This is a genomic window from Rhizobium sp. K33, from assembly GCF_056501445.1.
Map to the genome: position 1 here is coordinate 787,340 of NZ_CP096478.1, position 23,750 is coordinate 811,089.

Below are 23,750 nucleotides of genomic sequence, written 5' to 3' on the forward strand. Positions count from 1 at the left end.
CGGATCTCAGCGCCCGGTAAACGGCAGGCATTCGGCGTTGGCAAGGAAGGCCCGGGCCTCCGGTTCATAACTTGCCTGCGGGGCAAGCACGCGCAACACCACATAGCCTTCGGTGCCCGGATGTTCGACGAGGATCGTCTCGGCGAGTGCTGCGATCGGCGTCTTTCTGAGCTGCGCCACCTGCACCGGCGTTGCCACCAGCACATCGAGATCGCCGGCCACCGAAGTGCGGTCATTCATCGAAAAGACTTCGTTTGCGTCGCGGTCGTAGAGCGCGACCGACCAAAAATCCACGCCTTCCCCCAAAGCAACGAGCGAGAGCGGCTGGCGCTCGATGTCGAAATGGCAGACCGCGACCCTGAGATAAGGATCAAGGCTCGCGAGCCCCACAGCATCGGGCCGTGCCGAAAGCGGGTGGAAGACGAAGGGCGCCCCTTCCGAGGTCACGCGCGTATAGGCGTCGCGACCCGTGAAATGCGGCACGCCCAGGATGATGATGATGTGCAGGAGAGCGGCACCGATGATACCGGTGATGATGGCGTAGAGAAACTTGCTCATTGGCCGCATCCGATCTGCTCGATGACCGGCATGGAGAGACCCGATAGGCCGGTGGAGGCGGCCGCCGGTGTGTCGAGCAGCGTCAGCACCAGCTGAAATGCGCCCGTATCGGGAATGGCGAGCCAGTTGCCGGATTTCGCCGTACGCGAAATAACAATGTCGAAGGACCCGTCGCGGCGCCTGAGCACGGTTTGGGAATTCTTCGCCGTCGGGCGCTCCGCGCCGGCATCCAGCGGATTGCCGTCGGCATCGGCGGCATAAAGCGTCCAGAGCCGCGTCGTCGGCGTGCGTCCGCTCATCCGGTAGGAGCAGGTTCCGGTCAGCGTCAGCCCATCCTTGTCGCGCGCGGCGGTAAACTGCAGCCCCTCCGCCGACCCGTAGAGCAAGCGCCCGCCCTTGGCCCGATGCGCCTTGGCATAGGGATCGGCAGAGGCCGTCTGCGCCGTCGGAAAGGCCCGCCATCCGGCCACCTCGATCGCCCCGAAACCGACGGAGGCATTCAGCATCGAAAGCGCCGACAGGATCCCGCCGGCAAAGGCGATGATCAGCGCAGTGGCGACAATGAAGGGAACACGAAACACGGGCGGGTTGAGACCTCGAGGCAACGGCGGCAAGGCCGCTCTGGCAGTGCCCGAGGCGTATCACTGATTCGGGGGTGAGGGAAGTTTGGGAAGAGGAGGATGCTCGCAAGGCTCTCGCCGACTACCCGGCTTTGCGTGGCCGACCGCCTTTGGCACCGTTCGCGCGCGCAGCCGCAGCTTTAGCCTCCGACTTTGCCTGCCCGGCTAGGCGAGCAAACTCCCGCGTCATCCAGGCCTTTGTCCCGAACACCCCAGCAATCAGAGCCGGCACGAACAAATCGACATCCAGCTCAGGCCAATGAAGGTTGAAGCCGAGCCCGTCGATTTCAACAGCGGCCAGGGCTTCGGGCGAGGCCGACTGCAGATCCTGAACCAGGGCCGTGGGAAACGCATAGACGCATCCGTTGGCCAAATCGATCACAAGGCGGCCGGTCTTTTTGTCGTATCGCGCGGCAACGGCGCGGGGCTCTGTGTTAAACATCGCGCGGCCTTGCGCTTCTGCAGCGTCAAGTTGCTTTTCGTCCAGATCAGCCATGAATCCGCTCCCATTCTTTCAACAACCGACCCTGCACGGCGGCAACTTCGGTCATGATACGTCTAAGGTCCGCGCGCGTGATACCGATGCTATAAATCAGTTCCGGCTTGCCATTTTCGCCACGAAGATTGATTTTTGCCTGTCCTGGCCCGGTGACGTGAATATGTGCGGGTTCGTGATCCTGCGTGTAGATCACGAAGCGAAAACCGAACGCGCGATGGACGACGACCATACCCTAGAATAACCCATCCGTTGGGTTCGTCAAGAATGGTGGAGGCTACCGTAAGACCCCCGCCGCCAAGGCCCGCTGAATGCCGCGCACATCCGTGCCCTTCTTCAAGGTCTTCGTCACCGGCTCATGGGCACCCGACACCCAGATCTTCAGCTCGCTGTCGAGATCGAAGGTGCCGGCCGTCTCGACCGAGAAGTGGGTAATCGCCCGGTACGGCACGGACATGTAGTCGACCTTCGAGCCGGTAATCCCCTGCACGTCGATCAGGATCAGCCGCTTGTCGGTGAAGACGAAGACATCGCGGATGACCTTGAAGGCTAGCGAGACCTGCTCGCCGTCGATCAGCACGCCGTCCAGGCGCTTGGCAAGATCTGAGGGGTCGACGCTCGATCCGTGGCCCAGCAATCCGTCGAACAGTCCCATGGTGATCCTCCTGCGATGTTAAAAAGGGAGATGGGGAGGGGGCGCGAAGCCGTCAAGACCGGTTCGGCCCCATGACCATCACAGCTTTTCGCAAAAGGCGATGCGGTTGCTGAACGGATCGGTCACCGTCATCTGCAGGCCCCAGGGCGCATTCTCCAGGCCCGGCTTCAGATAGCGGTAGTCTTTCGTGGTCAGTTCGGCGTGAAAGGTCTTGATGCCGCGCATCCAGGAGAAGGCCTTGGCGCCGGGCGAGGCGTCGCCGGCATGTTCGGAGAGATGCAAGACGCAAGTCCCGCGCGACACCTGGCAGTATAGCGGAAAATTCTCGCCGAAGCGGTGCTCGAAATCGACGGAGAAGCCCAGGAAGTCACGGTAGAACTCCATCGCCTTGTCGACATCGAAGATGCGGAAGATCGGAATCGGGGCTTCGATTGCGATATCGGCTTGCGGGTGCTCATTGGCCGCGATTCGGGCCGCGAGAATGTTCCAATGCTCGAAGCCCATTTGCCTGGCCACCAGTTCCAGTGCCCGGGAATGAGTAATCTCAAGATTGGCTTTGGCCAGTTCCGCCTTCAGCGTCCTTGCCATCAGTTTGGCATCGCGAAAATCGCGCATGGTCTTTCCTTCCTCGGTGGCAACAGGTCACATCAGTGTCCGCGTTTGCTGATCCGTCGCCATCTTCCGGAGAGGGAAAGGATGAGGAGGTGTTCTTTGATGCATTCACCATCGCGTTCCAAGGAACGCCGCGGAGCGGCAGGCTGCATCGGCCTGCCAGAGAGGCTAGCAGACCCCTTCGCCAAGGCAAGATGGGTAAGGCGCCTTTCTGCGTTCCTGTCGCTTCCGACGGCCCCGTCTCACCCCACCTTTTCGTAAAACGCCTCGATCGTCGCCACTTCCAGGCCGAGCTTGGTGAGCGATGCATGCACGCTCATGTGCCGCTCGTCATGCAGGATGAACCAGTCGTCGAAGCCGAAACGCGTCTTCGAGCCGTCGGCATCCGGCACGTCGCGGGAATACTGCCAGCGGAAGGAGCAGCCGGCCTGTTCGCCGTCCGCCGTGCCATCGATCAGCGTTTCCCGGCCCTCGTAGCGGTTTTCGCCGCGCTTCAGGATCGTCCAGGACAGCGTGTCGGAATGGCCGTCGTCGAAGAAATAGTCTTCCGTCAGCGAGAGCACGTTGGCCGAGGCGTCGAAGCGTCCGCGGGCATCGATCGTGAACCGGTTCTGGAAGCCGCCGAGCCGACCGATCGTCATGCCGTAGCCACGCAGGGTGCCGGAGAAGAATTCCTCCAGGATGAACTTTGGCTCTCTGTCTGCAAAATCCTGAAGCTTCACGGCGTCTCTCCTGGGTTGCCGGTGGGACCGGAGAAACACGGGGAGGGCGGCCCGGGTTCCCTGAGCCGTCAACGGGCCTTTGCCCCCTTACTCTTTTGCCGATGCCGCGCTATCTGGTGATCCGACAACCCAATCCCAAGAGGAGGATCACCATGGGCAAGAGGATCGTGTTTACCGGCGGCAGCGGCAAGGCGGGGCGCCATGTCGTGCCCTATCTTCTGGACCAGGGCCACAAGGTGCTGAATGTCGACCGCGCCGTGCTCGATCATCCCGGCGTGCACACCCTTCTGACGGATGTCACCAATGCCGGTGAGGTCTTCAACGCGCTGTCCTGCCATTTCGGCTATGACGGTTACGAAGAAGAGGGCGGCCCGAAGCCGGTCGATGCGGTCGTGCATTTCGCAGCCGTGCCCCGCATCCTGATGCATCCCGACAACAAGACCTTCGCGGAAAACACCGTCTCGACCTACAACATCCTCGAATCCGCCGCCAAGCTCGGCATCAAGAAGGTCATCATCGCCTCTTCAGAAACCACCTATGGCGTCTGCTTTGCCGAGGGCGACAAGGACTACAAGGAGTTCCCCCTGACGGAGGACTATGACACCGACCCGATGGACAGCTACGGCCTGTCCAAGGTGGTCAACGAAAAGACCGCCCGCGCCTTTGCCATGCGCTTCGGCATCGATGTCTATGCGCTGCGCATCGGCAATGTAATCTCGCCCGAAGACTACGCTGCCTTCCCGGGCTATCTGGCCGATCCGCCGGTGCGCAAGCGCAATGCCTGGTCCTATATCGATGCCCGCGATCTCGGCCAGATCGTCGATCTCTGCGTGAAGAAGGACGGTCTCGGCTTCCAGGTCTTCAATGCCGTCAACGACACGATCACGGCGACCATCCCGACGCGGGAATTCCTCGCCAAATATGCGCCGAATACGCCGATCACCCGCGAGATCGAGGGCTTCGAAGCGCCGCTGTCCAACCGCAAGATCCGCGAAGTTTTAGGCTTCAAGGAAGCGCATGACTGGCGCAAATATGTGAAGGTCTGAGCGGACTTTCCGAAGTCGATCCACCCGCCCGGACAGTGTTTCGGGCGGCGTGACCGGCTAACAACCTGCGCTTTAGCGGGCGAAGCACCAATCCCTGCAATTTTGCTGGGCATAATCCCAAAAAGACACACCAAACCCGGCTCTCCTCGTATATGAGAAAAGTAGAAACCCCTACAATGGCGGGGTCGGGAAGGTGGAGCCTTGACCGAAAAGCGCATCGCGATTGCCAACCTCGCGCAAAGCGAGATCAAGGGACGCAATTTCGTCACCTTCGACGTGGCGATGAACGGCCATGTCATCGCGACCGTGGACGCACCGCTGATGTCGGGCCGCATCCTGTGGACCCATGCGGCCTTTCACGGCTTCAGCGATTTCAATTCCGGCGAAAAGGTCCTGCTCGAAGCCGAGGTCGACCGGGCGCTTTCGCCACCCGCAACCGAGGGGCAGACGTCCTCCTGGCGTCATCATTGATCGTGGCGCCGTCAGCCGTTCCAGCGCGGCAACTGCGTCGCGAGCACAAAGGCGATGGAAAGCGATAGGATCATCGCGAGCACGAAGGCGAGCAGGAAGAGCCCGAAGGCTTTGACGAGCCCGAGCCCCAGATCCTGCATGAACCAGCGGATCTGCGCCTGCCCGTACCACAGGAGGGCGGCGGCGAAGATCAGCATGGCCGCCATGATCCCGCCTCTGCCCGGCACCGCGATGAAGTCCACCGAAAGTCCGATCAGCATGACGAAGGGCGCGGCCACATAGCACTGGCTGAAGAAGGGCGGCCGAAGGGTCGAGCGGGTGAGCGCCATACGCTTGAGCTTGATGAGGGTGACGGCCATGGCCATCGGAAAGATCCCGAAAATCACGCCGCGCGCGATCAAGAGGTTGGAGGTCGATCGGGTCAGAGCCTCGATGTCGGCAGCACTCGCCCCGAGTGGCGTCGGAAAGGCGGCGGACAGTGCCTGTGACAGAAGAAGTGTGATCAGGAGAAAGAGCGGCGGGCTCACCGTATCGTCATACTGGTCCTCGGGCCGATCGCTGAGCTCGATATCGGCATATTCCATCATGCTGAGCGGCCGCGTCAGCGCCCGCCAGAAGGTGAGGGGATAAAAGACCAGCCAGGATACCAGCTCGTAAAGCAGCTCCTCCAGCGACTTCAGCAACCTCATGAAATCCATGGCCAACTCCACCCGACCGAATGCGGCCCAACCCTCTTCGCCGGCCACACCCGACGATGCCAGTAGGGAGGAGAGGGCGCAAGGGAGGCATGACAAAGCCGCCGCGGCTCCACCCACCTCCCCCTTGAGGGGGGAGGTCGCCGCGAAGCGGCGGGTGGGGGTGTGACCACATCTGCGGTATGCTCAAAGTTCACCCCACCCCGGAGCTCCGCTCCGACCCTCCCCCTCAAGGGGAGGGTGGATGCCCGCCGCCGCCAGTCAGCCCTTGTCCCGAGGCACAGGTCATCCCAACCCACCTCCCCCTTGAGGGGGGAGGTCGCCGCGAAGCGGCGGGTGGGGGTGACCACATCTGCGGCAGGCTCAAGGTTCACCCCACCCCGGAGCTCCGCTCCGACCCTCCCCTCAAGGGGAGGGTGGATGCCCGCCGCCGCCAGTCAGCCCTTGTCCCGAGGCACAGGTCATCCCAACCCACCTCCCCCTTGAGGGGGGAGGTCGCCGCGAAGCGGCGGGTGGGGGTGACCACGTCTCCGGCAGCCTCAAGGTTCACCCCACTCCGGAGCCTCTCGCCAGCCCTTCTCCTCAGGGGACGGGCCGATAGCCCTTGAGAATCGCCCCACCCCCTGCCAGTGTCGCGGCCATTGTCAGCACCGGAGATGGAATGCTCGTACTCTTCCGCAAGACGCCGATCCTCGGCGCGCTTCTGGCCCAGGTCGTGGCCCTGCCGGTGGTGGCGGCCGTCACGGCGCCGCTTGCCAGCTCGGTCGAGCGGCTGCCGCTGATTGCGATCGCACTCCTTCTTCAAGGGGCGCTTGCGGCGCTGATCTGCGGCCTTCTCAAGCTGCCGCGCTGGTGGCTGCTGATTGCCTTTCTCTTCCCGCTTGCCATGGGCTCGGCGCTGCTGGTCGGCAATCTGCCCGCCTGGCCCTTCGGGCTGGCCTTCCTCGTGCTGGCGCTCGTCTTTTCGAACACCACCCGCGGCCGCGTGCCGCTTTATCTCACCAATGCCGAGACCGCCTCGGTGCTCAAGGATCTGATGCGCGATCGAAGCGCCACGCGGGTGCTTGATCTCGGCTGCGGGCTTGGCGGCGTCGTGCGCGCCCTCGATGGCGAAGGCCGGAAGGCAAGCGGCGTGGAAAACGCCCCCGCCGTCTATCTCGCCGCCCGGTTCCTGTCGGCCGTCACCGGCCGAGGCGAAATCCGCCGCGGCGATCTCTGGAAGACGGATGTATCCCAGGAAGACGTGGTCTACGCCTTCCTCTCACCCGCCCCGATGGCCGCGCTCTGGCAAAAACTCTCCACCGAAATGAAACCCGGCAGCCTCTTCGTCTCCAACAGTTTTGCCGTGCCGGATGTCGACCCCGACGAGATCTGGGAGCTGTCGGACAGCCGCAAGACGCGGTTGTTTTTGTATCCGATCGGGAAGGCGGAGTGAGGCGTTATCTTCTCCCACGCGTGCGGCAAAACGGTGCACAACGGCCGATGGCCCGCAAGGACCGTCGCGTGCCACAACCGCACGGGCAAGCGGTGCGACGGTGTGGGATCCATCTCCAGGCTACTTTCGGGGCCGCAGGTGGCGACAGCTTTGCGCCATGAGCGGACATTCGCTTCGATCAAGGCACGGTTAGCCCAAGGTCACGAGGCTGACGCTGAAATGAGTGAGCAGACATTGAGCGCCACACTGCGGCTGCCCGACACTAGGAAATCCCCCTGCTTTGGGACCTCCAAGAATAGTAAAAATTTCTGATACGCAATATTACGCTGAGAAGGAATACGGATGCCAGTACAAGGCCTATAAAGTCCTTTGCGAACACATAATTGTAAGAAACAAGCCAGATAGAGTTTGAGCACTTCCGATCAGAGCAAGCAAAGCCCCGGTCGCCTATCAATGCTACACTCATCGTCACGAGAAAACTGATCACGATAAGTGCAAATAGAATTTTCAGGCCATCCGCTTTGGGTAGGGGAAAAGGCTCCGAGTGCGAGCCGCTAAACAAAATGACTGGCAAACTGGCAAGAACGAAGCTGGCCACCGTACTTATCCCCACCGACGCTGCGCCAGATGAATAAGTTGCCCAAGTATCATGATTGAGCCACTGCAGAATCGTAGCTACAAAATAAGAGGGAATAACCGTTGAAGTAAACCAAATGGTCTCGGAAAATGGACGGCCGTCCCTCAATTGCTTGGCGTACAAGGCCAACCCGACTAGAAACGCAAACAGAGCTAAAAACACAGTAAATCCCTAATGAATCCAGTATTCTAAGCAGATAGGTGTGCGCCGAGAGCATCCATGACGTATCCTTTTGTTTAGCATTGCTGGCTTTGCGTGCGTGGTCAATGTCGGTGGGATGGGGAGTACTGGCAATGAAATGTCCGCTTCGGGCCGAATCCGGACAAGCGCTCGAAGCGGCAGGCTTCACCTCGCTCCCACACCCTCACGCCACGCCGCGCTCGGTCTCTTCGTTGAGGCTGACCCGCCAGCTGTTGCGGCCGTCGGCCTTCGCGGCGTAGAGCGCGCGGTCGGCGAGGTCGAGCAGGCGGTCGAAATCGCCTTCGTGCTGGATCGTGCCGCAGGCGGCGCCGACGCTGATTGTCACATGCTGGTTGCGGTCGCCGGTATGGGCATGCGCGATGCCGAGCTGGCGCACGGCGCGCCGCAGGCTTTCGGCAAGCGCTGCTGCCATGTCCTGATCCGCATCCGCCAGGATCGCGACGAATTCCTCGCCGCCATGGCGGGCGAGATGCGCCTCGATCGGCAGCGCCCGGCGCATGGCACGCGCCACGCGTTTCAGGCAGTCGTCGCCGGCACCATGGCCATAGGCATCGTTATAGGCCTTGAAGTGATCGACATCGGCGACAAGAAGCACGACGCGCGAGGCCGCATCCGGGCTTTCGCCCGTCAGCCTTGAAAGCTCCATCTCCGTGCCCCGGCGATTGGAGAGGCGGGTGAGCGGATCGGTGACGGAGAGACGGGCGAGATCCTTGTTCTGACGCGACAATTCCCGCTTCAGCGCCTCGTTTTCCTCCATCTGCAGATGGCTGGTGAGCGCCTCGACCTCGAGCTGGTAGGAGACGAGCAAGGTCATGATCACGGTCGGCATGTAGACCGCCAGATGCTGGATCACATAAGACGGCGTGACGCCTTCCAGGAACCAGATCGCCGAATAGTTCAGACAGAAGGTGAAGATGCTGGCGCGCAGCGCCGGGCGGAAGGGGGAGGCGGCCGCAATAGTGATCGCCATCTGGAAGCTGGTCGCCGCATAGAAATAGGTCAGAACCCCCGGGCTCGAACTCGACACCAGGATGATGCACCAGCAGACATTGGCGAGAAGCGCCACGAGGATCGCGGCGATCTCCTTCTTTTCGATCGGGTGGTTGCCGGCGATATAGGCGAAGAGGCCGATGGTGATCGGCACGATCACGGCAAAGCGCAAAACGGCGGAAAGCACCGTGACATCGCCCAGCAACCAGAGATCGAAGAGAAAGCAGCTGAGATAGAAGGTGAGGACGCAGAACACGGCGGCTCGGAGCATGCGGCTGCGGAGAGGAGCCCGGTATTCCAGAAAGGCCGCATATTGCTCCGCTGAAAGCCGCGGTCGTGCGGGAAGTCCGAGCCATCTCATCATGGATGTCCAATCACCGATTGAAAAACTGGTCCTTAGAAAACGAGAGGAAGCTAGGGCAGGCCCCCTTAATTTGGGGTGAAGCTTGTGTCCCAATACGAGAAATCAGGGATGAACAAAGAGGCTATGGTAAAGGAAGAGTCAATGCGATTAAGGCAGATTGGTGCTCCATGCACAACCCTGTTTCAATTCAGGATGGTATCGGCCGGCAGGTCGTGGGATCGATCGTAGACAGACTGCAGTTTGGCCGAATCAGGCCGGCGGATGTCGCGCGGGAAAGACGGCATCGTAACCGCGCCGTAAACCTGCAATTGTCTTAACGTGTGGTTGCGCCGGTCGTTTCCGGCTCGATGGCCGCCTGGGCCGTGCCGGTGGCGGGCGTTGCAAGCGCCTGCGCGGCCTTCAGGCGCGCGGCGAGATCGCGGATCAACCGAGTCGACTGCGCCGAGAGCGAGCGCGGGCGTAACATCGGCGGTAGTGCATCCGGATTGGCGGCATCCGCGACCTGAGGCTTTTCTTCCCGCTCCGGCATGGGCTGGTCGATGCCGAAGATCGGCTTCAGGTCGATGCCCTGGTGGGCATAATCCATCAGCTTCTTGAAGGTCATCGCCGGCAGCGAGCCGCCGGTCATGTTGTTGGTCGAGGTATAGTCGTCATTGCCGAACCAGACGGCGGCCGTGTAGTTGCCGGTGTAACCAACGAACCAGGCGTCGCGATAGGCCTGGGTCGTGCCGGTCTTGCCGCCGGTCAAGACCCCGTCGACGGCGGCGCGCCGCGCCGTGCCGATATAGGGGATCTTGGTCATCATCTCGTTCATGTAGATCGCGGCCTGCTCGGTCAGGATCTGGGCCGGTGCCGGGGCATCGCGCTCGAAATCATAGAGCACGTCGCCGGCATAATTGCTGATCTGGGCAATGCCATGCCGGCGCGAGGCCTTGCCGCCGGCCGGCAAGACGGCATAGGCGGTCGCCTGGTCCATGACGGTCACTTCGGCGGTACCCAGCGGGATGGTCACATCCTTTTTGATCGGCGTCTCCACACCCATGGCCTTGGTGGTCTGGATGATCGCGTCGATGCCGAACTTTTCCTTGGCAAGACGCACGGGAACCGTGTTGATCGATTTCGCCAGCGCCGTTTCCATGGTCACCCGGCCGGCATAGCTGCGGCCGTAATTCTGCGGGCTCCAATTGCCCCAGGAGACGGGACCGTCGGTCACCACGGTCTGCGGCGTGTAGCCGTTTTCCATGGCGAGCGCATAGGTGTACATCTTGAAGGACGAACCCGGCTGACGCAGCGCCCGCGTTGCGCGGTTGAACTGGCTTTCGCCATAGTCGCGCCCGCCGACCATGGCGCGCACGGCGCCGCCATTCTCGATCATGACAAGCGCGCCCTGGCGCACATTGTAGCTCTCGCCATATTCGCGCAGCGACGAGGCGACCGCTTCCTCCGCCGCCTGCTGCAGGCCGAGATCGATGGTCGTGCGCACGACGAGCGTGTGATCCTTGAACTTGGCGGCGATCCTCTGCACTTCCTCGAATGCCCAGTCGAGGAAGAAGTCGGGTGCATCCTTCTCGTCGCGATCGATGACGGAAGCCGGGTTGCGCCGTGCCGCCACGACCTGACCCTCGGTCATCAACCCGCTCTGCACCATGTTGGTCAAGACGTCATTGGCGCGCGCACGCGCCGCCGGCAGGTTCACATGCGGGGCATATTTCGCCGGCGCCTTGAAGAGGCCGGCCAGCATCGCCGCTTCCGCCAGCGTCACCTCGGTGATGTTCTTGCCGAAATAAAATTGCGAAGCCGCTGCCGCCCCGAAGGTGCCGCCGCCCATATAGGCGCGGTCGAGATAGAGCGAGAGGATCTCTTTCTTCGAGAGGTTCGCCTCGAGCCAGAGGGCCAGATAGGCTTCCTTGATCTTGCGCTCGATCGAGCGTTCATTGGTGAGGAAGAGGTTTTTCGCCAGCTGCTGCGTCAGCGTCGAGCCGCCCTGCACCACGGTGCCGGCCTTGGCGTTTTCGGTCATGGCGCGGGCGAGGCCCATGAAGTCGATGCCGAAATGCTCGAAGAAGCGCCGGTCTTCGGTCGCCAGCACCGCCTTCACCAGATGGTCGGGCAGCTCGTCCACCGGTACGGAATTCTCGTGAATGATGCCGCGATGACCGATCGTGTTGCCGTAACGGTCGAGGAAGGTGACGGCGAAATTGTCGTGGTTGCGCCAGTCTTTCTTCGTTTCCTCGAAGGCCGGTTGGGCAAGCGCCAGAAGCACCACGGAACCGGCGGTGCCAAGCGTCATCGCCTCGCCGGCAAGCTCGAAGCCGAGCTTCTTCAATCGGCGCACCCGAAAGCGGCGGAAGAAGATGGTGATCTCTTCCCAGGCCTCGGTGAGTTCGTAGCCGGCATTCCACAGGGTGGAATCGAGCCAGCTGTCGATCTTCAGAAAGATGTGGCGCTTCAGTCGTGGCGGTTTCCCGGGCCTGCCTTCGGTCGGGCCGGAGGCCAGTCGATCGTCCGCACCGGCAGCGTCCACACGCTCCATCGGCTCCAGATCGTCAGGCTTGTCCTTGTCGGCCACCGTGGCTTTTCCCGAAAACTTGTTGTCTGCGCCCTTGACGCGCCCGCCGATAAGGATCAGGACCCGGAGGAACCGTAAAGCAGGCCGTCGTCCTCGAAGTGATGGGCGATTTGCCGACAAAGGACAAGCGCTTTCGCTGACCATGGTGAACCCGGCCGCGGCGGATGCGTGCTTTTGCCGATGAGCGTTGCACCCCTGCACCGGACGAGGCTGTCGACCATCAGCCAGGCGCCGATGACCGCGATGCCTTGCACAGCAAGAGCCAGTTGAACGAGACCATGACCGACCAACCCTTCTGGAAAACCAAGACGCTCGCCGAGATGAGCAATGCGGAGTGGGAAAGCCTCTGCGATGGCTGCGGCCTCTGTTGTCTCAACAAGCTCGAGGACTGGGACACCGGCGAGGTGGTCTTCACCTCGGTCGCCTGCAAGCTGCTCGACGGCGACAGCTGTCGCTGCTCCGACTACGAGAACCGCCAGCAGACCGTGCCCGACTGCATCCAGCTGACGCTTCAGGGCCTGCGCGAAATCAAATGGCTGCCGCCGACCTGCGGCTATCGCCTGATCGACGAGGGACACGACCTCTACTGGTGGCACCATCTGGTCTCCGGCGACCCCGAAACCGTCCACGAAGCCGGCGTCTCGGCCCGCGGCCGCACGATCTCGGAAGAGGGGTTGGATGTCGAAGACCTTGAGGACTACGTCGTCGACTGGCCGCTGAAGGTGGGCGCGGAACGGGGGTAGGGGCTCGCGAGGGGGCTGCGTTGATGCTATTCTGCGGTTCAAGGAGATTGTCGCGATGCTCGCCATTTCGCTGCCCCAAGACCTGGAAGACCGTTTGGATGCCCTTGCGCGTACGACCGGCCAGAGCAAGGCCGCGCTTGTTGAAGAGGCGATTGCAGCGCAGATCGAAGATCTGGAGCATGCCGCGCGAGATAGGATGTCGCTCGAGGACTGGCTGAAGACCGCTGGCGTTGAAGCCTATGATCGCCTCAAGGCTGATCCGGACAGAGCGCTGAGCTTGCAGGAGGTGCAGGCACGGCTGAGCGAGCGGCGCGCGGAGCGTTCCCCGCGTTGAGCCACGATCCGCGCTTCACCCCCGAAGCCCTGGATCAACTGCAAGCGCTTGAAGAATACATTGCCGAGGCATCATCCGCTCGCCGCGCAACTGACTATGTCGAAGCGATTCTCGATTTCTGTGGGCGGCTCCGGACCTATCCTTTGCGTGGAACAATCCGAGACGATTTGCGAGCGGGACTGCGGACCATCGGTTTCCGCCGACGTGTGACAATCCTCTTCGATGTCACCGATAACATCGTCACCATCATCGGGATTTACTACGGTGGTCGGCAAGTCGAGCTCCCATCGCAGAATGAAGATCAAGGCGGCGATCTGTGATGCGGATTGCCGCCGCCCATATGGTCACCCCACCCCGGAGCTGCGCTCCGACCCTCCCCCTCGAGGGGAGGGCGTTTTGCGAGTGATTGTTGTCGTCATTCAACTGAAGTACAGTGGCGTCAGGAGACCGCCATGACCAACGCCCTTGTCCAGACACGTATCGATCCCGAAATCCGCGACCGAGCGGCCGCCGTGCTGGAGGGCATGGGGCTGACCGTGTCGGATGCCGTGCGCATTTTGCTGACCCGCACCGCCAATGAAGGCGCTTTGCCGATCGAGCTCCTGTCGGACCCTGCCGTTCACGATGCCTGGTTTCGCGCCAAGGTGCGAGAGGCGCTGGAGGATGCGCGCGACGATGTCGAGGATAATGCTGTGGCGGAGATCTTTGCGCAACGCAGAGCGGCAGCCGTCGCCAAGGAGACGGGGCGGTGAGGCTTACCTGGTCAGCACTGGCAACTGCTGACCGTTTGGCGATCTTCGACTTCATCGAGCAAGAAAATCCGGCCGCTGCCGTTCGCATCGACACGAAAATTGAGCTGGGTATCCGTCAACTTTTCCAGTTTCCCGAGAGCGGACGCACTGGGCGGGTAACGGGGACGCGGGAACTGGTGATCACCGGAACGCCCTACATTGCCGCCTATGCCGTCCTTCCAGATCGCATTCGCGTTCTGCGTATCCTGCACGGGGCGCAGGTCTGGCCGGACGCGCTTTAGTCGCGTCCTTCCAAGAAATCCTCACGCCACCCCTTGACCCTCCCATGATGGGAAGGTCCATGTATCATGGCGGAGGTGACCGCTATGAACATGCAGTCCAGGCCTGATGGGGCCAAGAAGACATTGGAACCGATCCTTCTGCCCGTCGAGGGCATGACCTGCGCCTCCTGTGTGCGCCGGGTCGAAAAGGCCGTGGCCGCCGTGCCGGGCGTGGAAGAGAGTGCTGTGAATTTCGCGACCGAGACGCTGTCGGTGACGCCGGGTGCGGGCTTCTCCGCCGAGGCCTTGCTCGAAGCGATCGACAAGGCCGGTTATGAGGCGAGGGCCGAGACGCTGGTGCTCGAGGTCGAGGACATGACCTGCGCCTCCTGTGTTTCGCGGGTCGAAAAGGCGCTGAAGACGGTGCCGGCGGTCGAGACGGCCAGCGTCAATCTGGCGACCGGCGAGGCGGTGGTGAAGGTGCTGGGCGGGGTCTCGGCCCTGCCGGCACTTGCCGCAGCCGTGGCCAAGGCGGGTTATGCCGTCAGGCTGTCCGGTGGTGACGGCGGTGCGCAGGCGAGCGGGCAGGGGGGCGGTGGCCATGCCGGAGCCGATGACGTGACGTCTACGCATTCGACGTCCTCCGCAGGCCAGGCTGTCGATGGTCGCGAGATCCGGCGCGAGAAAGAGATCTCGGCTCTGAAGCGGGATTTCCTCGTCGCGCTGGTGCTGACCCTGCCGCTCTTCGTGATGGAAATGGGCGGGCATCTCTATCCGCCGCTGCATCATCAACTGATGCAGGTTTTCCCTGGCAACACGCTGTATTATCTGCAGTTTGCACTGGCGACTGCGGTGCTGGCTGGTCCCGGAAGGCGCTTCTATCTGAAGGGCATCCCGGCACTCGTGCGGCTCGCGCCCGACATGAACGCGCTGGTCGCGATCGGCACCGGTGCCGCCTATCTCTATTCCGTCGTGACGACCTTTGCACCCGGTCTGCTGCCGGAGACCGCGCGCCATGTCTATTACGAAGCTGCGACCGTCATCGTCTCGCTGATCCTGCTCGGACGGCTGCTCGAAGCCCGGGCCAAGGGCCGGACGGGAGCGGCGATCCGCAAGCTTGCGGGCCTGCAGGCGAAGACCGCGCGCGTCGAGCGCGACGGGCAGACGCGCGACGTGCCGCTCTCCGAGGTAAAGCTCGGCGATGTCGTCGTGGTGCGTCCGGGCGAGCGCATTCCGGTCGATGGCCGGGTGATCGATGGGGCGAGTGCCGTCGACGAGGCGATGATCTCGGGCGAGCCGATCCCGGTTGAAAAGGGCGTTGGCGCCACCGTCATCGGCGGCACGGTCAACGGCTCCGGCTCCTTCCGCTTCGAGGCGACCGGTGTTGGGTCAGACATGATGCTCTCACGCATCATTCGCATGGTGCAGGAGGCACAAGGGGCGAAGCTGCCGATCCAGAAGCTCGTGGATGAGGTGACCGCCTGGTTTGTGCCCGCGGTCATCGGCGTCGCCGTCTTCACCTTCCTGGTCTGGCTGATCTTCGGGCCGGAGCCGGCCTATACCCATGGCCTGGTGGCGGCGGTCGCCGTTTTGATCATCGCCTGCCCCTGCGCCATGGGGCTGGCCACGCCGACCTCGATCATGGTCGGCACGGGAAGGGCGGCCGAACTCGGCGTGCTCTTCCGCAAGGGCGAGGCCCTGCAGAGCCTGAGCCAGATCGACTGGGTGGTGATGGACAAGACCGGCACGATCACCGCCGGCCGTCCGGACGTGACGGAGATCGTGACCGCTAAAGGTTTCGACGAGGCGGAGGTGCTGCGTCTGACCGCAAGCCTCGAGGCGCGCTCGGAGCATCCGCTGGCGGATGCGATCGTGCGGGCGGCCGAGGCGCGGGGCATCACGTTGGCGTCGGTGGATCAGGTCGAGGCGGTGGCAGGCTTTGGCGTGACCGGCATGGTGGATGGCAGGCGGGTGGCCGCTGGTGCGGATCGGTTCATGGTAAAACTTGGCGTCATGCAAGAACCCCTCCCCAACCCCTCCCCACTGGGGGGAGGGGCTTTCTCCGCCGACGCTCGGCCACACGGTCTCTCCCCCCTTGTGGGGGAGATGCCCGGCAGGGCAGAGGGGGACTTGTCTTTCTCCAACCTCACCGCTGCCGTGACCCGTCTTGCCGATGAAGGGGCAAGCCCGCTTTACGTGGCCATTGATGGCAAACTGGCAGCCGCGATTGCGGTGGCGGATCCGATCAAGGAGACGAGTGCGGCGGCCATCGCGGCGCTCAAAACCCGCGGGCTGAAGCTGATGATGGTGACCGGCGACAACAGGCGCACGGCCGAGGCTGTGGCGAAGAATGCCGGCATCGATGCCGTGGTGGCGGAAGTGCTGCCCGAGGGAAAGGTGAGCGCGATCAAGGCGCTGCAGGCGAAAGGTGAGACGGTTGCCTTTGTCGGCGACGGCATCAATGATGCGCCGGCGCTGGCCACGGCAGACGCCGGGATCGCGATCGGCACCGGCACGGATGTGGCGATCGAGAGCGCCGATGTGGTGCTGGTCGGCGGCGACCTGATGGGCGCACTGCATGCCATCGAACTCTCGGACCGTGTCATCGGCAATATCCGCCAGAACCTCTTCTGGGCCTTCGGCTACAATGTCGCGCTGATCCCGGTGGCGGCGGGGCTGCTCTATCCGTTCTTTGGGCTGACCTTCTCGCCGATGCTGGGGGCGGCTGCGATGGGGCTGTCGAGCGTGTTTGTGTTGACCAATGCGCTCAGGCTGCGGACGGCGAAGGTGACGGGTTAATGACCTCCCCTTGTGGGGGAGGTCGCGCGGAACGCGCGGGTGGGGTTATGTTGGTCTGCGCCGCCTGTTCACCCCACCCCGGAGCTTCGCTCCGACCCTCCCCCTCAAGGGGTGGGTGGAGTGCGCGGAGCCCGGTGTTTCCGCCTCTCCCCTTGTGGGAGAGGATACAAAATCGAAGCTTTAGGCGAGCGCAAGCCGCCTAAACTTCAGATTTTGTTGGTGAGGGGACAGGTGTTGCGGGCATGCCGGAACGCACACCCTCACTCGATTTTGCTTTCGCCCCCAAGGCGGAGACTGTCTCGCAACAGAGGGGTAAGGTGCGGACATATCCGATCCCCTCACCAACAAAATCTGAGGTTTAGCCCTGATCGGGCTAAGCCCTCGATTTTGTAACCTCTCCCACAAGGGGAGAGGCGACGATAGGAGAAACGACATGACGATGAACATCGGGGAAGCCTCGTCCGCCTCGGGCGTGTCGGCGAAGATGATCCGCTATTACGAGGAGATCGGGCTGATTGCGCCGGCGGGGCGCACGGCTTCGAATTATCGGTTTTATGATGCCGACAGCGTCAACCGGCTGCGCTTCGTGCGGCGGGCGCGAAGCCTCGGCTTCTCGCTCGAGGAAACCGAGCGGCTTTTGAAACTCTGGGACGACAAGGCACGGGCGAGCGCCGAGGTGAAGGCGCTGGCGTTGTCCCATGTCGAGGAGCTCGACCGCAAGATCGCCGAGATGCAGGCGATGCGCGACACGCTCTCCCATCTTGCCGAGCGCTGCCACGGCGACGACAGGCCGAACTGCCCGATCCTGGCCGATCTCGAAGGCCGGCCGCTGCGGCAAAAGACCGCCGCGAAAGAGGCCGGTGGAGGCTGTTGCGGGGATTGACCTTGCCCCCGTGGGAAGGTGCAGAAAGGAAGCCGAAGCTGCGGCTGACGGCCGCCGGCAATACGGAAGGATAACACCATGATCGGACAGACGGTTTTCAAGATCGAGGACATGACCTGCGGCCATTGCGAAAAGACCGTGGTCAAGGCGCTTGCCGAGGTTCTGCCGGGCAAGGCGGTCACCATCGATCTCGCCGCCCGCAAGGCCTTCGTCGAGGGCGATGCGGCTCTCGCCGAACAGGCGATCCGCGAGGCGGGGTACACGCCGGTGCGGGAAGTGTGAGGGAGTAGGCAGTAGCCAATAGCCAATAGCCAGTAGGGAGTAGGGTTGGTCCGCAGCAGAATCCAAGCACTGCGCGGGGTTGCCACGTGCCTCCGGAACCATTCCAATCTCTCTGCCTACTGCCTACTGCCTACTGCCTACTGCCTACTGCCTACTGCCTACTGCCTACGGCCTACTGCCTCTGCCAGCCTTGCAATCCCCGCGAGCCTCAATATATATGAAGTATCGTATATATTTTTTGGAGGCAGAGCCGTGAGCAAGGACTACATCGCCATCACCAAGGAAATCTCAAGCGGAATCAAGATCCTGCGCAAGGACATTCCGGACGTGATGCAGGGTTTCTCCGCCATGGCGGGGGCGGCGACCAAGGACGGCGCGTTGTCGAAGAAGGTGAAGGAACTGGTGGCGCTCGGCATTGCCATCTCCACCCGCTGCGACGGCTGCATCGGGTTTCACACCGAAGCCCTGATCAAGCTCGGAACCACCAAGGCGGAATTCGAGGAGACGCTCGGGCTTGCCGTCTATATGGGCGGTGGCCCCTCGTTGATGTATGCCGGCCATGCCATGGCAGCCTGGGAGCAGTTCGGCGGGCCGGACGCCTGACAAGGACATAGAGCGGTGCTGCCCTGACGCCCGCCCCCGGGGCCTCCGGTCGGCGCCGCCGGCCCTGCGATTTGCCCCTTAAAATGTGCTGACTATGCGCATTTGCGCGACCTAAATTAGCGAAATATTTGTAAGCCTGACCGATGATTGTTCCCTAAAGCTGCTGTGGGGGCGGCCGGACAGGGAATGACAGGAATTGAGTAACGCGGATGTGGGCGCCGGACCCTCGGGGGCAAGGGGCCGGATGAACTGGCTGTTGCGCATGCCGCCCGAGGTGGAGCGCGCCGAGGAGCGGGATTTCGGCGCCGAGCGCGTCCGGCATTTGCGCCATGCCATCATCGTCGGCCTGATCGTCTACAATATCTACAATCTGACCAGCCTGCACCTGATGGCGGATATCCAGCCCTTCACGGTGGCGATGCGCCTGCTCGTGCTGGTACCGGGCTCGCTGGCGATCTTCTATCTCGTGCCGCGCGTGCCGCCGGCCTTGCGCGAACTGCTTTTGCTCGGCGGCATGTTCGTCGCAAGTCTGCTGCCGCTCTACCTCCTCTACATCTCGCAATCGGCCTATGCGAGCTATACGCTGGGCGAGCTGCCGCTCGTGCTTCTCTTCGGCAACATGTTGCTTGTATTGCGTTTTCGCCTTGCGCTGATCTTCACCAGCGTCACCTCTCTCGCCGCCCTCTGGGTGATCCACTACAAGCCGGATTTCGACCCGAACCTCGTCTTTCCCCTGACCGTGCAGGTGGTGACCGGCCTCTTCTTCACGCTCTACGGCAACTGGCATGTCGAGAGACAGCGCTGTCTCACCTATCTCGCCCGTTATGATGCGCAAAACCGCGCCGACCGGGCCGAACGCCGGGGCGACGCGCTGCGCGACCTGACGCTGACCGACATGCTGACCGGCATCCCCAACCGCCGGCATCTCGATGAGACGCTGCATGCCTGGCTGGAGAGGGACGGCGAGGTTCTGCTGATGATGGTCGATGTCGACCACTTCAAGGCCTTCAACGACCGTTTCGGCCATGTTGCGGGCGACGATTGCCTGCGCCGGATCGCCGAAGCCCTCTCGACCTTCGCCGCCCGCCATGACGGCTTTGCCGCCCGCTACGGCGGCGAGGAATTCACGCTTCTGTTCGGAAGCGAAGCCGCCGCCGGCGGCCCCTTCATCGCCGACCGGCTGGTGCGCAGCATCCGCGATCTCGCCATCCCCCATCCCGCCCGTAACGACGGCCTGACCCATGTCACCGTCTCCGCCGGCTACGCCGCCACGGGCGAGGGCGGCGTGCGGGAGGCGCGCGATCTGGTGACCCGGGCGGATCTCGCGCTGTATGAGGCGAAGAGTGCTGGGCGGAACAGGTCGAAGGCGGGGTGAGGTCTTTGGGTGGCCTCGCAAATACCTCTTTACGTACTTTTCAATAATCGGCGAAACTGTGTCAGTGATGTCGGGTACATTCCAAGGGCAAAGCGTCTGGATTTTGAAGGGACGAGTGGTTCAAATTGACACAAGTTGATGTGCGCCCAGTGCCCGAGGAGATTATGCCGCATTTGTTCTCGTGCGTAGGTATGATTATCGTAAGTTGGACGTTCCTCGAAAACACCATCGATGCGATAGTCGCCATTGCGTTCCACGATCATGGTGGCGACGCTGTCTCAACAAAACTGCCCAAGCAGTTTTCGACAAAAACTGCATTCTTGAAAAGATGCTGCGAGGAGCTGCAAAGCCTATCAGAGTTCAAACCTGAGATACTCTATTTGGTTGAAAAGGCTGAGGAACTAGCACGAACTAGACATTACGTTGCACATGGCGTTCTCACCGAATTCGACCCTGCCGATGCTTCATTCGTTTTCCTTAAAATCGACACTACCGCGGACAAAAGGCAACACTTCATCGGCCATATGCGCATATTGGGGACTGCGCTGGTTAAGGCTGGAACAGATGTCAAAGACCTTGCAAAGCAAGGGCAAAGCCTCACTCAACGTTTGCTCGGCGAAAAGGCATAGCAACGAAATTCTCTAGTTGAAGAATTAAGATAGGAAAATAATCCTTGACACCGCGACGGTCATTCGCTAGGGTTTTGACATGATCGGAAAGCTGTGGCCGCAAGGGCTGAGGTGCTTCCGGTGAAGGTTTGGAGAGGGTCCGCTGTGCGGGCCCTTCTTTCGTTTCGGAGGGCGGCATGCTGGGCGAGGATCGACAGGGGGATCTGGACGAGGCGCTGCCTGATGTGATCGAGGTGAAGGCGGCCGGTGCTGGCGATCTGGAGCGGTTGCTGCAGGAATTCACCGCCGAGATGCGCGCCCAGTTCGACCTGTTTCGCCGCTTGCGGGCCGGTGCCGAGAGCCTGATCGACGGGGCCGACGAGGGGCTGGCGAAACTGGCACGCGCTGACATCAAGGCGGCAACCGATGCGATTGCGCTGATCGTGCGCACGCTGGAAAAGATCGATGCACTCTTGCGCCAGCTGGAGCGCGACCGCCTGGACGCCGAAGAGCGGCTGATGGAGACGCGCGATCCGGAGGTCTTGCGCGGCGAGGTCGAGGCCCTGATTGCGGCGCGGGTCGAGGCGGAACTGGCCGGACGGCTGGAGGCGGCGGTGGCCGTGCGCCTGGCGGAGGTTTCCGGATTGGCCGAGGGAAGGGGGCCGCCACCATCCCCTTGAGGGGGAGGGTCGGAGCGCAGCTCCGGGGTGGGGTGTTGGGGGCAGATTTGCCCCTGTTTGAGGGGAAGGACTCGCAGCCCGGGTCACCCCCACCCGCCGCTTCGCGGCGACCTCCCCCCTCAAGGGGGAGGTGGAATCCGCGGTTAGGGCATCGTCCCCTGCATCGTCCCCTGTCCCCTTTGTGGCATGGGCTTCCGGGGATAGATGCGATGAGGGGGAATCTGAGTTGATCGTTTCTCGCTAGATTTTGTTGATGGATTGCCAACTGAACGGATCCCCTCACTTGCGAAATCTGAAGTTTAGGCGGCTTGCGCTCGCCTAAGCCTTCGATTTCGCTTTCTCCCCCACAATGGGGGGAGAGGGAGCGCGGGGCTGGCGGCATCGTCCCCTCTCCCCTTGTGGGAGAGGTTACAAAATCGAGGGCTTAGCCCGATCAGGGCTAAACCTCAGATTTTGTTGGTGAGGGGATCGGTTACACAGGCACCGGACCAAACGGATGCTTACAGGCCCGTTCGCGCTGGCACCTCAGCATGAGGGCGGAGTGAGACCTTACGTTGTTTTGCATGACCGCCCAAGGAGACTGCCGATGACGCCGAAATCCCTGGGCGGCGGATGAGGGATCGGGTGGCCGAGACGGAACGGGCTGCGGCCGTGGTGATCGGCGAGACGGCGGTGGAAGCCGAGGCGCTGGCCGGGAATGGCAGGAGGACTACGGCCGCTTTCGAGACTGTTTCCACGACGATCGCGCCCGAAACCTGGGCGGCGGCGGGGCTTGATGCTCCGGATGCTGAGAGACGGCATCGGGCGCGGGATATGAGGATGGCGGCAGGGGCGGTTGGGGATGGGGCAGGGGTCGCCGTCCGCCCAGATGGACCGCTCGACCTCGCAACGCTCACCCCCGCCGATCTCGCCTTTCTCGCCCGCGACTGGAAGCTTCTGGCGCGGCCCGAGCAATGGCCGCCGGAGGGAGACTGGCGAAGCTGGCTGATCCTCGGCGGGCGCGGATCGGGCAAGACGCGGGCCGGTGCGGAATGGGTGCAGGCGCAGGTGCTGGCGGCGGGCAAAAGGACGGATCTGCGCATTGCGCTGGTGGCGGAGACGCTCGGCGATGCGCGCGAGGTGATGATCGACGGGGCCTCGGGGCTTTCGCGGATTGCACGGCGCATGCGGCCGGAAGTGGAGATTTCGCGGCGGCGGCTGGTCTGGCCGAACGGGGCGATCGCGCAGATCTTTTCGTCCGAGGATCCGGAAAGCCTGCGCGGGCCGCAGTTTCATCTCGCCTGGTGCGACGAGCTGGCGAAATGGAAGCACGCCGAGGAGACCTTCGACATGCTGCAGTTTGCACTGCGTCTGGGCGAGGATCCGCGCCAGGTGGTGACGACGACGCCAAGGCCGGTGCCGCTGTTGAAGCGGCTGATGGCGGATGAGGCGACGCGGCTGACGCGGATGGCAACGGCGGCCAACGCGGCGCATCTGGCGCCGGGGTTTCTGGACGCGCTCGCCGCCCGCTATGGCGGGACAAGGCTCGGGCGGCAGGAGCTCGACGGCGAGCTGATCGAGGACCGGCCGGGCGCTTTGTGGAAGCGCGCGCGGCTCGATGAGATCGTGGTGAAGCTGGCCGAACCCTTGCGGCGCATCGTCGTGGCGGTCGATCCGCCGGCGGGTGGGGTGAGCGCCTGCTGCGGCATCGTCGTTGCCGGGCTGAAGGAGAATGGCCAGGCGGTGGTTCTGGCGGATTGTTCGGTTGAGGGAATGGCCCCGGCCGGCTGGGCCCGGGCGGTGGTTTCCGCCTACAGGCGGTTCGAGGCCGACCGGGTGGTGGCCGAGGTCAATCAGGGCGGCGACATGGTGCGCGCGGTGCTGGAAGGCATCGAGGCGCGGCTGCCGGTGACGACGGTCCGGGCGACACGCGGCAAGTTTTTACGCGCCGAGCCGGTCGCGGCCTTGTACGAGCAGGGGCGCGTTCTGCATGCGGGGCGGTTTGTCGAGCTGGAGGACCAGATGTGTGATTTCGGGCCGGAGGGGCTCACGAACGGGCGCTCGCCGGACCGGCTCGATGCGCTGGTCTGGGCGCTGACGGCGCTGATGCTGGAGGGCGGCGGCGAGCCAAGGATCCGGGGGGTGTGAGACCCCTCATGCTGAGGTGTTCGCACGCAGTGCGGACCTCGAAGCATCCGGCCCGCGTGAGGTTGGCCTCGACCCTTCGAGTCCCTCGCAGAGCGAGGGCTCCTCAGGGTGAGGGGCGAAAGAGCATGCGGCCTTCGCCCCTCATCCCCCTGCCGGGACCTTCTCCCCGTGAACGGGGAGAAGGCGGATCCGGCCGCCGGCTGCGCCTCCTTCTCCCCGCTTGCGGGGAGAAG

General features: G+C 62.8%; 26 protein-coding genes. 16 read left to right on the forward strand and 10 right to left on the reverse strand.

Features of this window, described 5'->3' with window-relative positions; translation table 11 throughout:
* Positions 1 to 6: 6 nt before the first annotated feature.
* The 7 genes from M1E12_RS03870 to M1E12_RS03900 form a co-directional block, all read right to left on the reverse strand.
* Positions 7 to 558, reverse strand: a complete 552-nt coding sequence (locus M1E12_RS03870) for a DUF1254 domain-containing protein (RefSeq protein WP_136538561.1) — start codon at positions 556 to 558, stop codon at positions 7 to 9.
* Entirely contained in the window at positions 555 to 1,139 is a 585-nt protein-coding gene (locus M1E12_RS03875) for a DUF1214 domain-containing protein (RefSeq protein WP_310237222.1), read from the reverse strand. Before M1E12_RS03875 ends, M1E12_RS03870 begins: the two co-directional genes overlap by 4 nt.
* Before the next feature lie 121 nt (positions 1,140 to 1,260).
* The gene (locus M1E12_RS03880; protein WP_136538563.1) at positions 1,261 to 1,674 is read right to left on the reverse strand and encodes a DUF2442 domain-containing protein; all 414 of its coding nucleotides are present in this window, start codon (positions 1,672 to 1,674) and stop codon (positions 1,261 to 1,263) included.
* Positions 1,667 to 1,906 carry a DUF4160 domain-containing protein gene (locus tag M1E12_RS03885; RefSeq protein WP_136538564.1) on the reverse strand — a complete coding sequence of 80 codons (240 nt, stop codon included), beginning with the start codon at positions 1,904 to 1,906 and terminating at the stop codon, positions 1,667 to 1,669. Before M1E12_RS03885 ends, M1E12_RS03880 begins: the two co-directional genes overlap by 8 nt.
* A 45-nt stretch (positions 1,907 to 1,951) precedes the next feature.
* Entirely contained in the window at positions 1,952 to 2,329 is a 378-nt protein-coding gene (locus M1E12_RS03890; protein ID WP_479563803.1) for a PH domain-containing protein, read from the reverse strand.
* A 78-nt stretch (positions 2,330 to 2,407) separates the two neighbouring features.
* Positions 2,408 to 2,944 carry a glyoxalase superfamily protein gene (locus M1E12_RS03895; RefSeq protein WP_479563804.1) on the reverse strand — a complete coding sequence of 179 codons (537 nt, stop codon included), beginning with the start codon at positions 2,942 to 2,944 and terminating at the stop codon, positions 2,408 to 2,410.
* 239 nt (positions 2,945 to 3,183) lie between these two features.
* Positions 3,184 to 3,663, reverse strand: a complete 480-nt coding sequence (locus M1E12_RS03900; protein ID WP_479563805.1) for a DUF3833 family protein — start codon at positions 3,661 to 3,663, stop codon at positions 3,184 to 3,186.
* A gap of 152 nt (positions 3,664 to 3,815) precedes the next feature.
* Between M1E12_RS03900 and M1E12_RS03905 the strand changes: the two genes are divergently transcribed.
* Entirely contained in the window at positions 3,816 to 4,709 is an 894-nt protein-coding gene (locus M1E12_RS03905) for an NAD-dependent epimerase/dehydratase family protein (RefSeq protein ID WP_479563806.1), read from the forward strand.
* A gap of 201 nt (positions 4,710 to 4,910) precedes the next feature.
* Complete coding sequence (locus M1E12_RS03910; protein ID WP_479563807.1) at positions 4,911 to 5,180, forward strand: hypothetical protein; 270 nt, start codon at positions 4,911 to 4,913, stop codon at positions 5,178 to 5,180.
* Between the two features lie 11 nt (positions 5,181 to 5,191).
* On the opposite strand, the gene M1E12_RS03915 is transcribed toward M1E12_RS03910, so the two are convergent.
* A complete protein-coding gene (locus M1E12_RS03915) occupies positions 5,192 to 5,878 on the reverse strand; it encodes a permease (RefSeq protein ID WP_479563808.1) in 687 nt (228 codons plus the stop codon).
* Between the two features lie 658 nt (positions 5,879 to 6,536).
* Between M1E12_RS03915 and M1E12_RS03920 the strand changes: the two genes are divergently transcribed.
* A complete protein-coding gene (locus M1E12_RS03920) occupies positions 6,537 to 7,310 on the forward strand; it encodes a class I SAM-dependent methyltransferase (RefSeq protein ID WP_479563809.1) in 774 nt (257 codons plus the stop codon).
* 1,001 nt (positions 7,311 to 8,311) lie between these two features.
* Here M1E12_RS03920 and M1E12_RS03925 read toward each other — a convergent pair.
* Positions 8,312 to 9,502 (reverse strand): GGDEF domain-containing protein, encoded by a 1,191-nt coding sequence (locus M1E12_RS03925; protein ID WP_310237251.1) that lies wholly within the window; start codon positions 9,500 to 9,502, stop codon positions 8,312 to 8,314.
* A gap of 313 nt (positions 9,503 to 9,815) precedes the next feature.
* Entirely contained in the window at positions 9,816 to 12,035 is a 2,220-nt protein-coding gene (locus tag M1E12_RS03930; protein WP_479564823.1) for a transglycosylase domain-containing protein, read from the reverse strand.
* Between the two features lie 314 nt (positions 12,036 to 12,349).
* Here M1E12_RS03930 and M1E12_RS03935 point away from each other — a divergent pair, with 314 nt between their 5' ends.
* The 13 genes from M1E12_RS03935 to M1E12_RS03995 all read left to right on the forward strand — a co-directional run bounded on the left by M1E12_RS03935 (position 12,350) and on the right by M1E12_RS03995 (position 23,517).
* On the forward strand, positions 12,350 to 12,814 hold the full coding sequence (locus M1E12_RS03935; protein WP_113462164.1) for a YcgN family cysteine cluster protein: 465 nt from the start codon (positions 12,350 to 12,352) through the stop codon (positions 12,812 to 12,814).
* A gap of 55 nt (positions 12,815 to 12,869) precedes the next feature.
* Positions 12,870 to 13,148 carry a ribbon-helix-helix protein, CopG family gene (locus tag M1E12_RS03940; protein ID WP_310237257.1) on the forward strand — a complete coding sequence of 93 codons (279 nt, stop codon included), beginning with the start codon at positions 12,870 to 12,872 and terminating at the stop codon, positions 13,146 to 13,148.
* Entirely contained in the window at positions 13,145 to 13,468 is a 324-nt protein-coding gene (locus tag M1E12_RS03945; protein ID WP_479563810.1) for a type II toxin-antitoxin system RelE/ParE family toxin, read from the forward strand. Before M1E12_RS03940 ends, M1E12_RS03945 begins: the two co-directional genes overlap by 4 nt.
* A 132-nt stretch (positions 13,469 to 13,600) precedes the next feature.
* Entirely contained in the window at positions 13,601 to 13,900 is a 300-nt protein-coding gene (locus M1E12_RS03950) for a type II toxin-antitoxin system RelB/DinJ family antitoxin (protein WP_479563811.1), read from the forward strand.
* Positions 13,897 to 14,181, forward strand: a complete 285-nt coding sequence (locus tag M1E12_RS03955) for a type II toxin-antitoxin system RelE/ParE family toxin (RefSeq protein ID WP_479563812.1) — start codon at positions 13,897 to 13,899, stop codon at positions 14,179 to 14,181. The genes M1E12_RS03950 and M1E12_RS03955 overlap by 4 nt, the downstream gene beginning before the upstream one ends.
* Positions 14,182 to 14,265: 84 nt before the next feature.
* Positions 14,266 to 16,959, forward strand: a complete 2,694-nt coding sequence (locus M1E12_RS03960) for a heavy metal translocating P-type ATPase (RefSeq protein ID WP_479563813.1) — start codon at positions 14,266 to 14,268, stop codon at positions 16,957 to 16,959.
* Positions 16,960 to 17,398: 439 nt separating this feature from the next.
* Positions 17,399 to 17,842: a Cu(I)-responsive transcriptional regulator gene (gene cueR / locus M1E12_RS03965; protein ID WP_479564824.1), complete on the forward strand. Its 444-nt coding sequence runs from the start codon at positions 17,399 to 17,401 to the stop codon at positions 17,840 to 17,842.
* Positions 17,843 to 17,920: 78 nt separating this feature from the next.
* Positions 17,921 to 18,124, forward strand: a complete 204-nt coding sequence (locus M1E12_RS03970) for a heavy-metal-associated domain-containing protein (protein WP_210309806.1) — start codon at positions 17,921 to 17,923, stop codon at positions 18,122 to 18,124.
* A gap of 252 nt (positions 18,125 to 18,376) precedes the next feature.
* Positions 18,377 to 18,727, forward strand: a complete 351-nt coding sequence (locus tag M1E12_RS03975) for a carboxymuconolactone decarboxylase family protein (protein ID WP_136538578.1) — start codon at positions 18,377 to 18,379, stop codon at positions 18,725 to 18,727.
* A gap of 244 nt (positions 18,728 to 18,971) precedes the next feature.
* Positions 18,972 to 20,102, forward strand: a complete 1,131-nt coding sequence (locus tag M1E12_RS03980; RefSeq protein WP_479563814.1) for a GGDEF domain-containing protein — start codon at positions 18,972 to 18,974, stop codon at positions 20,100 to 20,102.
* A gap of 125 nt (positions 20,103 to 20,227) precedes the next feature.
* Positions 20,228 to 20,731, forward strand: a complete 504-nt coding sequence (locus M1E12_RS03985; protein ID WP_479563815.1) for a hypothetical protein — start codon at positions 20,228 to 20,230, stop codon at positions 20,729 to 20,731.
* A 176-nt stretch (positions 20,732 to 20,907) separates the two neighbouring features.
* Positions 20,908 to 21,390, forward strand: a complete 483-nt coding sequence (locus M1E12_RS03990; RefSeq protein WP_479563816.1) for a hypothetical protein — start codon at positions 20,908 to 20,910, stop codon at positions 21,388 to 21,390.
* A gap of 813 nt (positions 21,391 to 22,203) precedes the next feature.
* Positions 22,204 to 23,517 carry a DNA-packaging protein gene (locus M1E12_RS03995; RefSeq protein WP_479564825.1) on the forward strand — a complete coding sequence of 438 codons (1,314 nt, stop codon included), beginning with the start codon at positions 22,204 to 22,206 and terminating at the stop codon, positions 23,515 to 23,517.
* Positions 23,518 to 23,750: the final 233 nt, after the last annotated feature.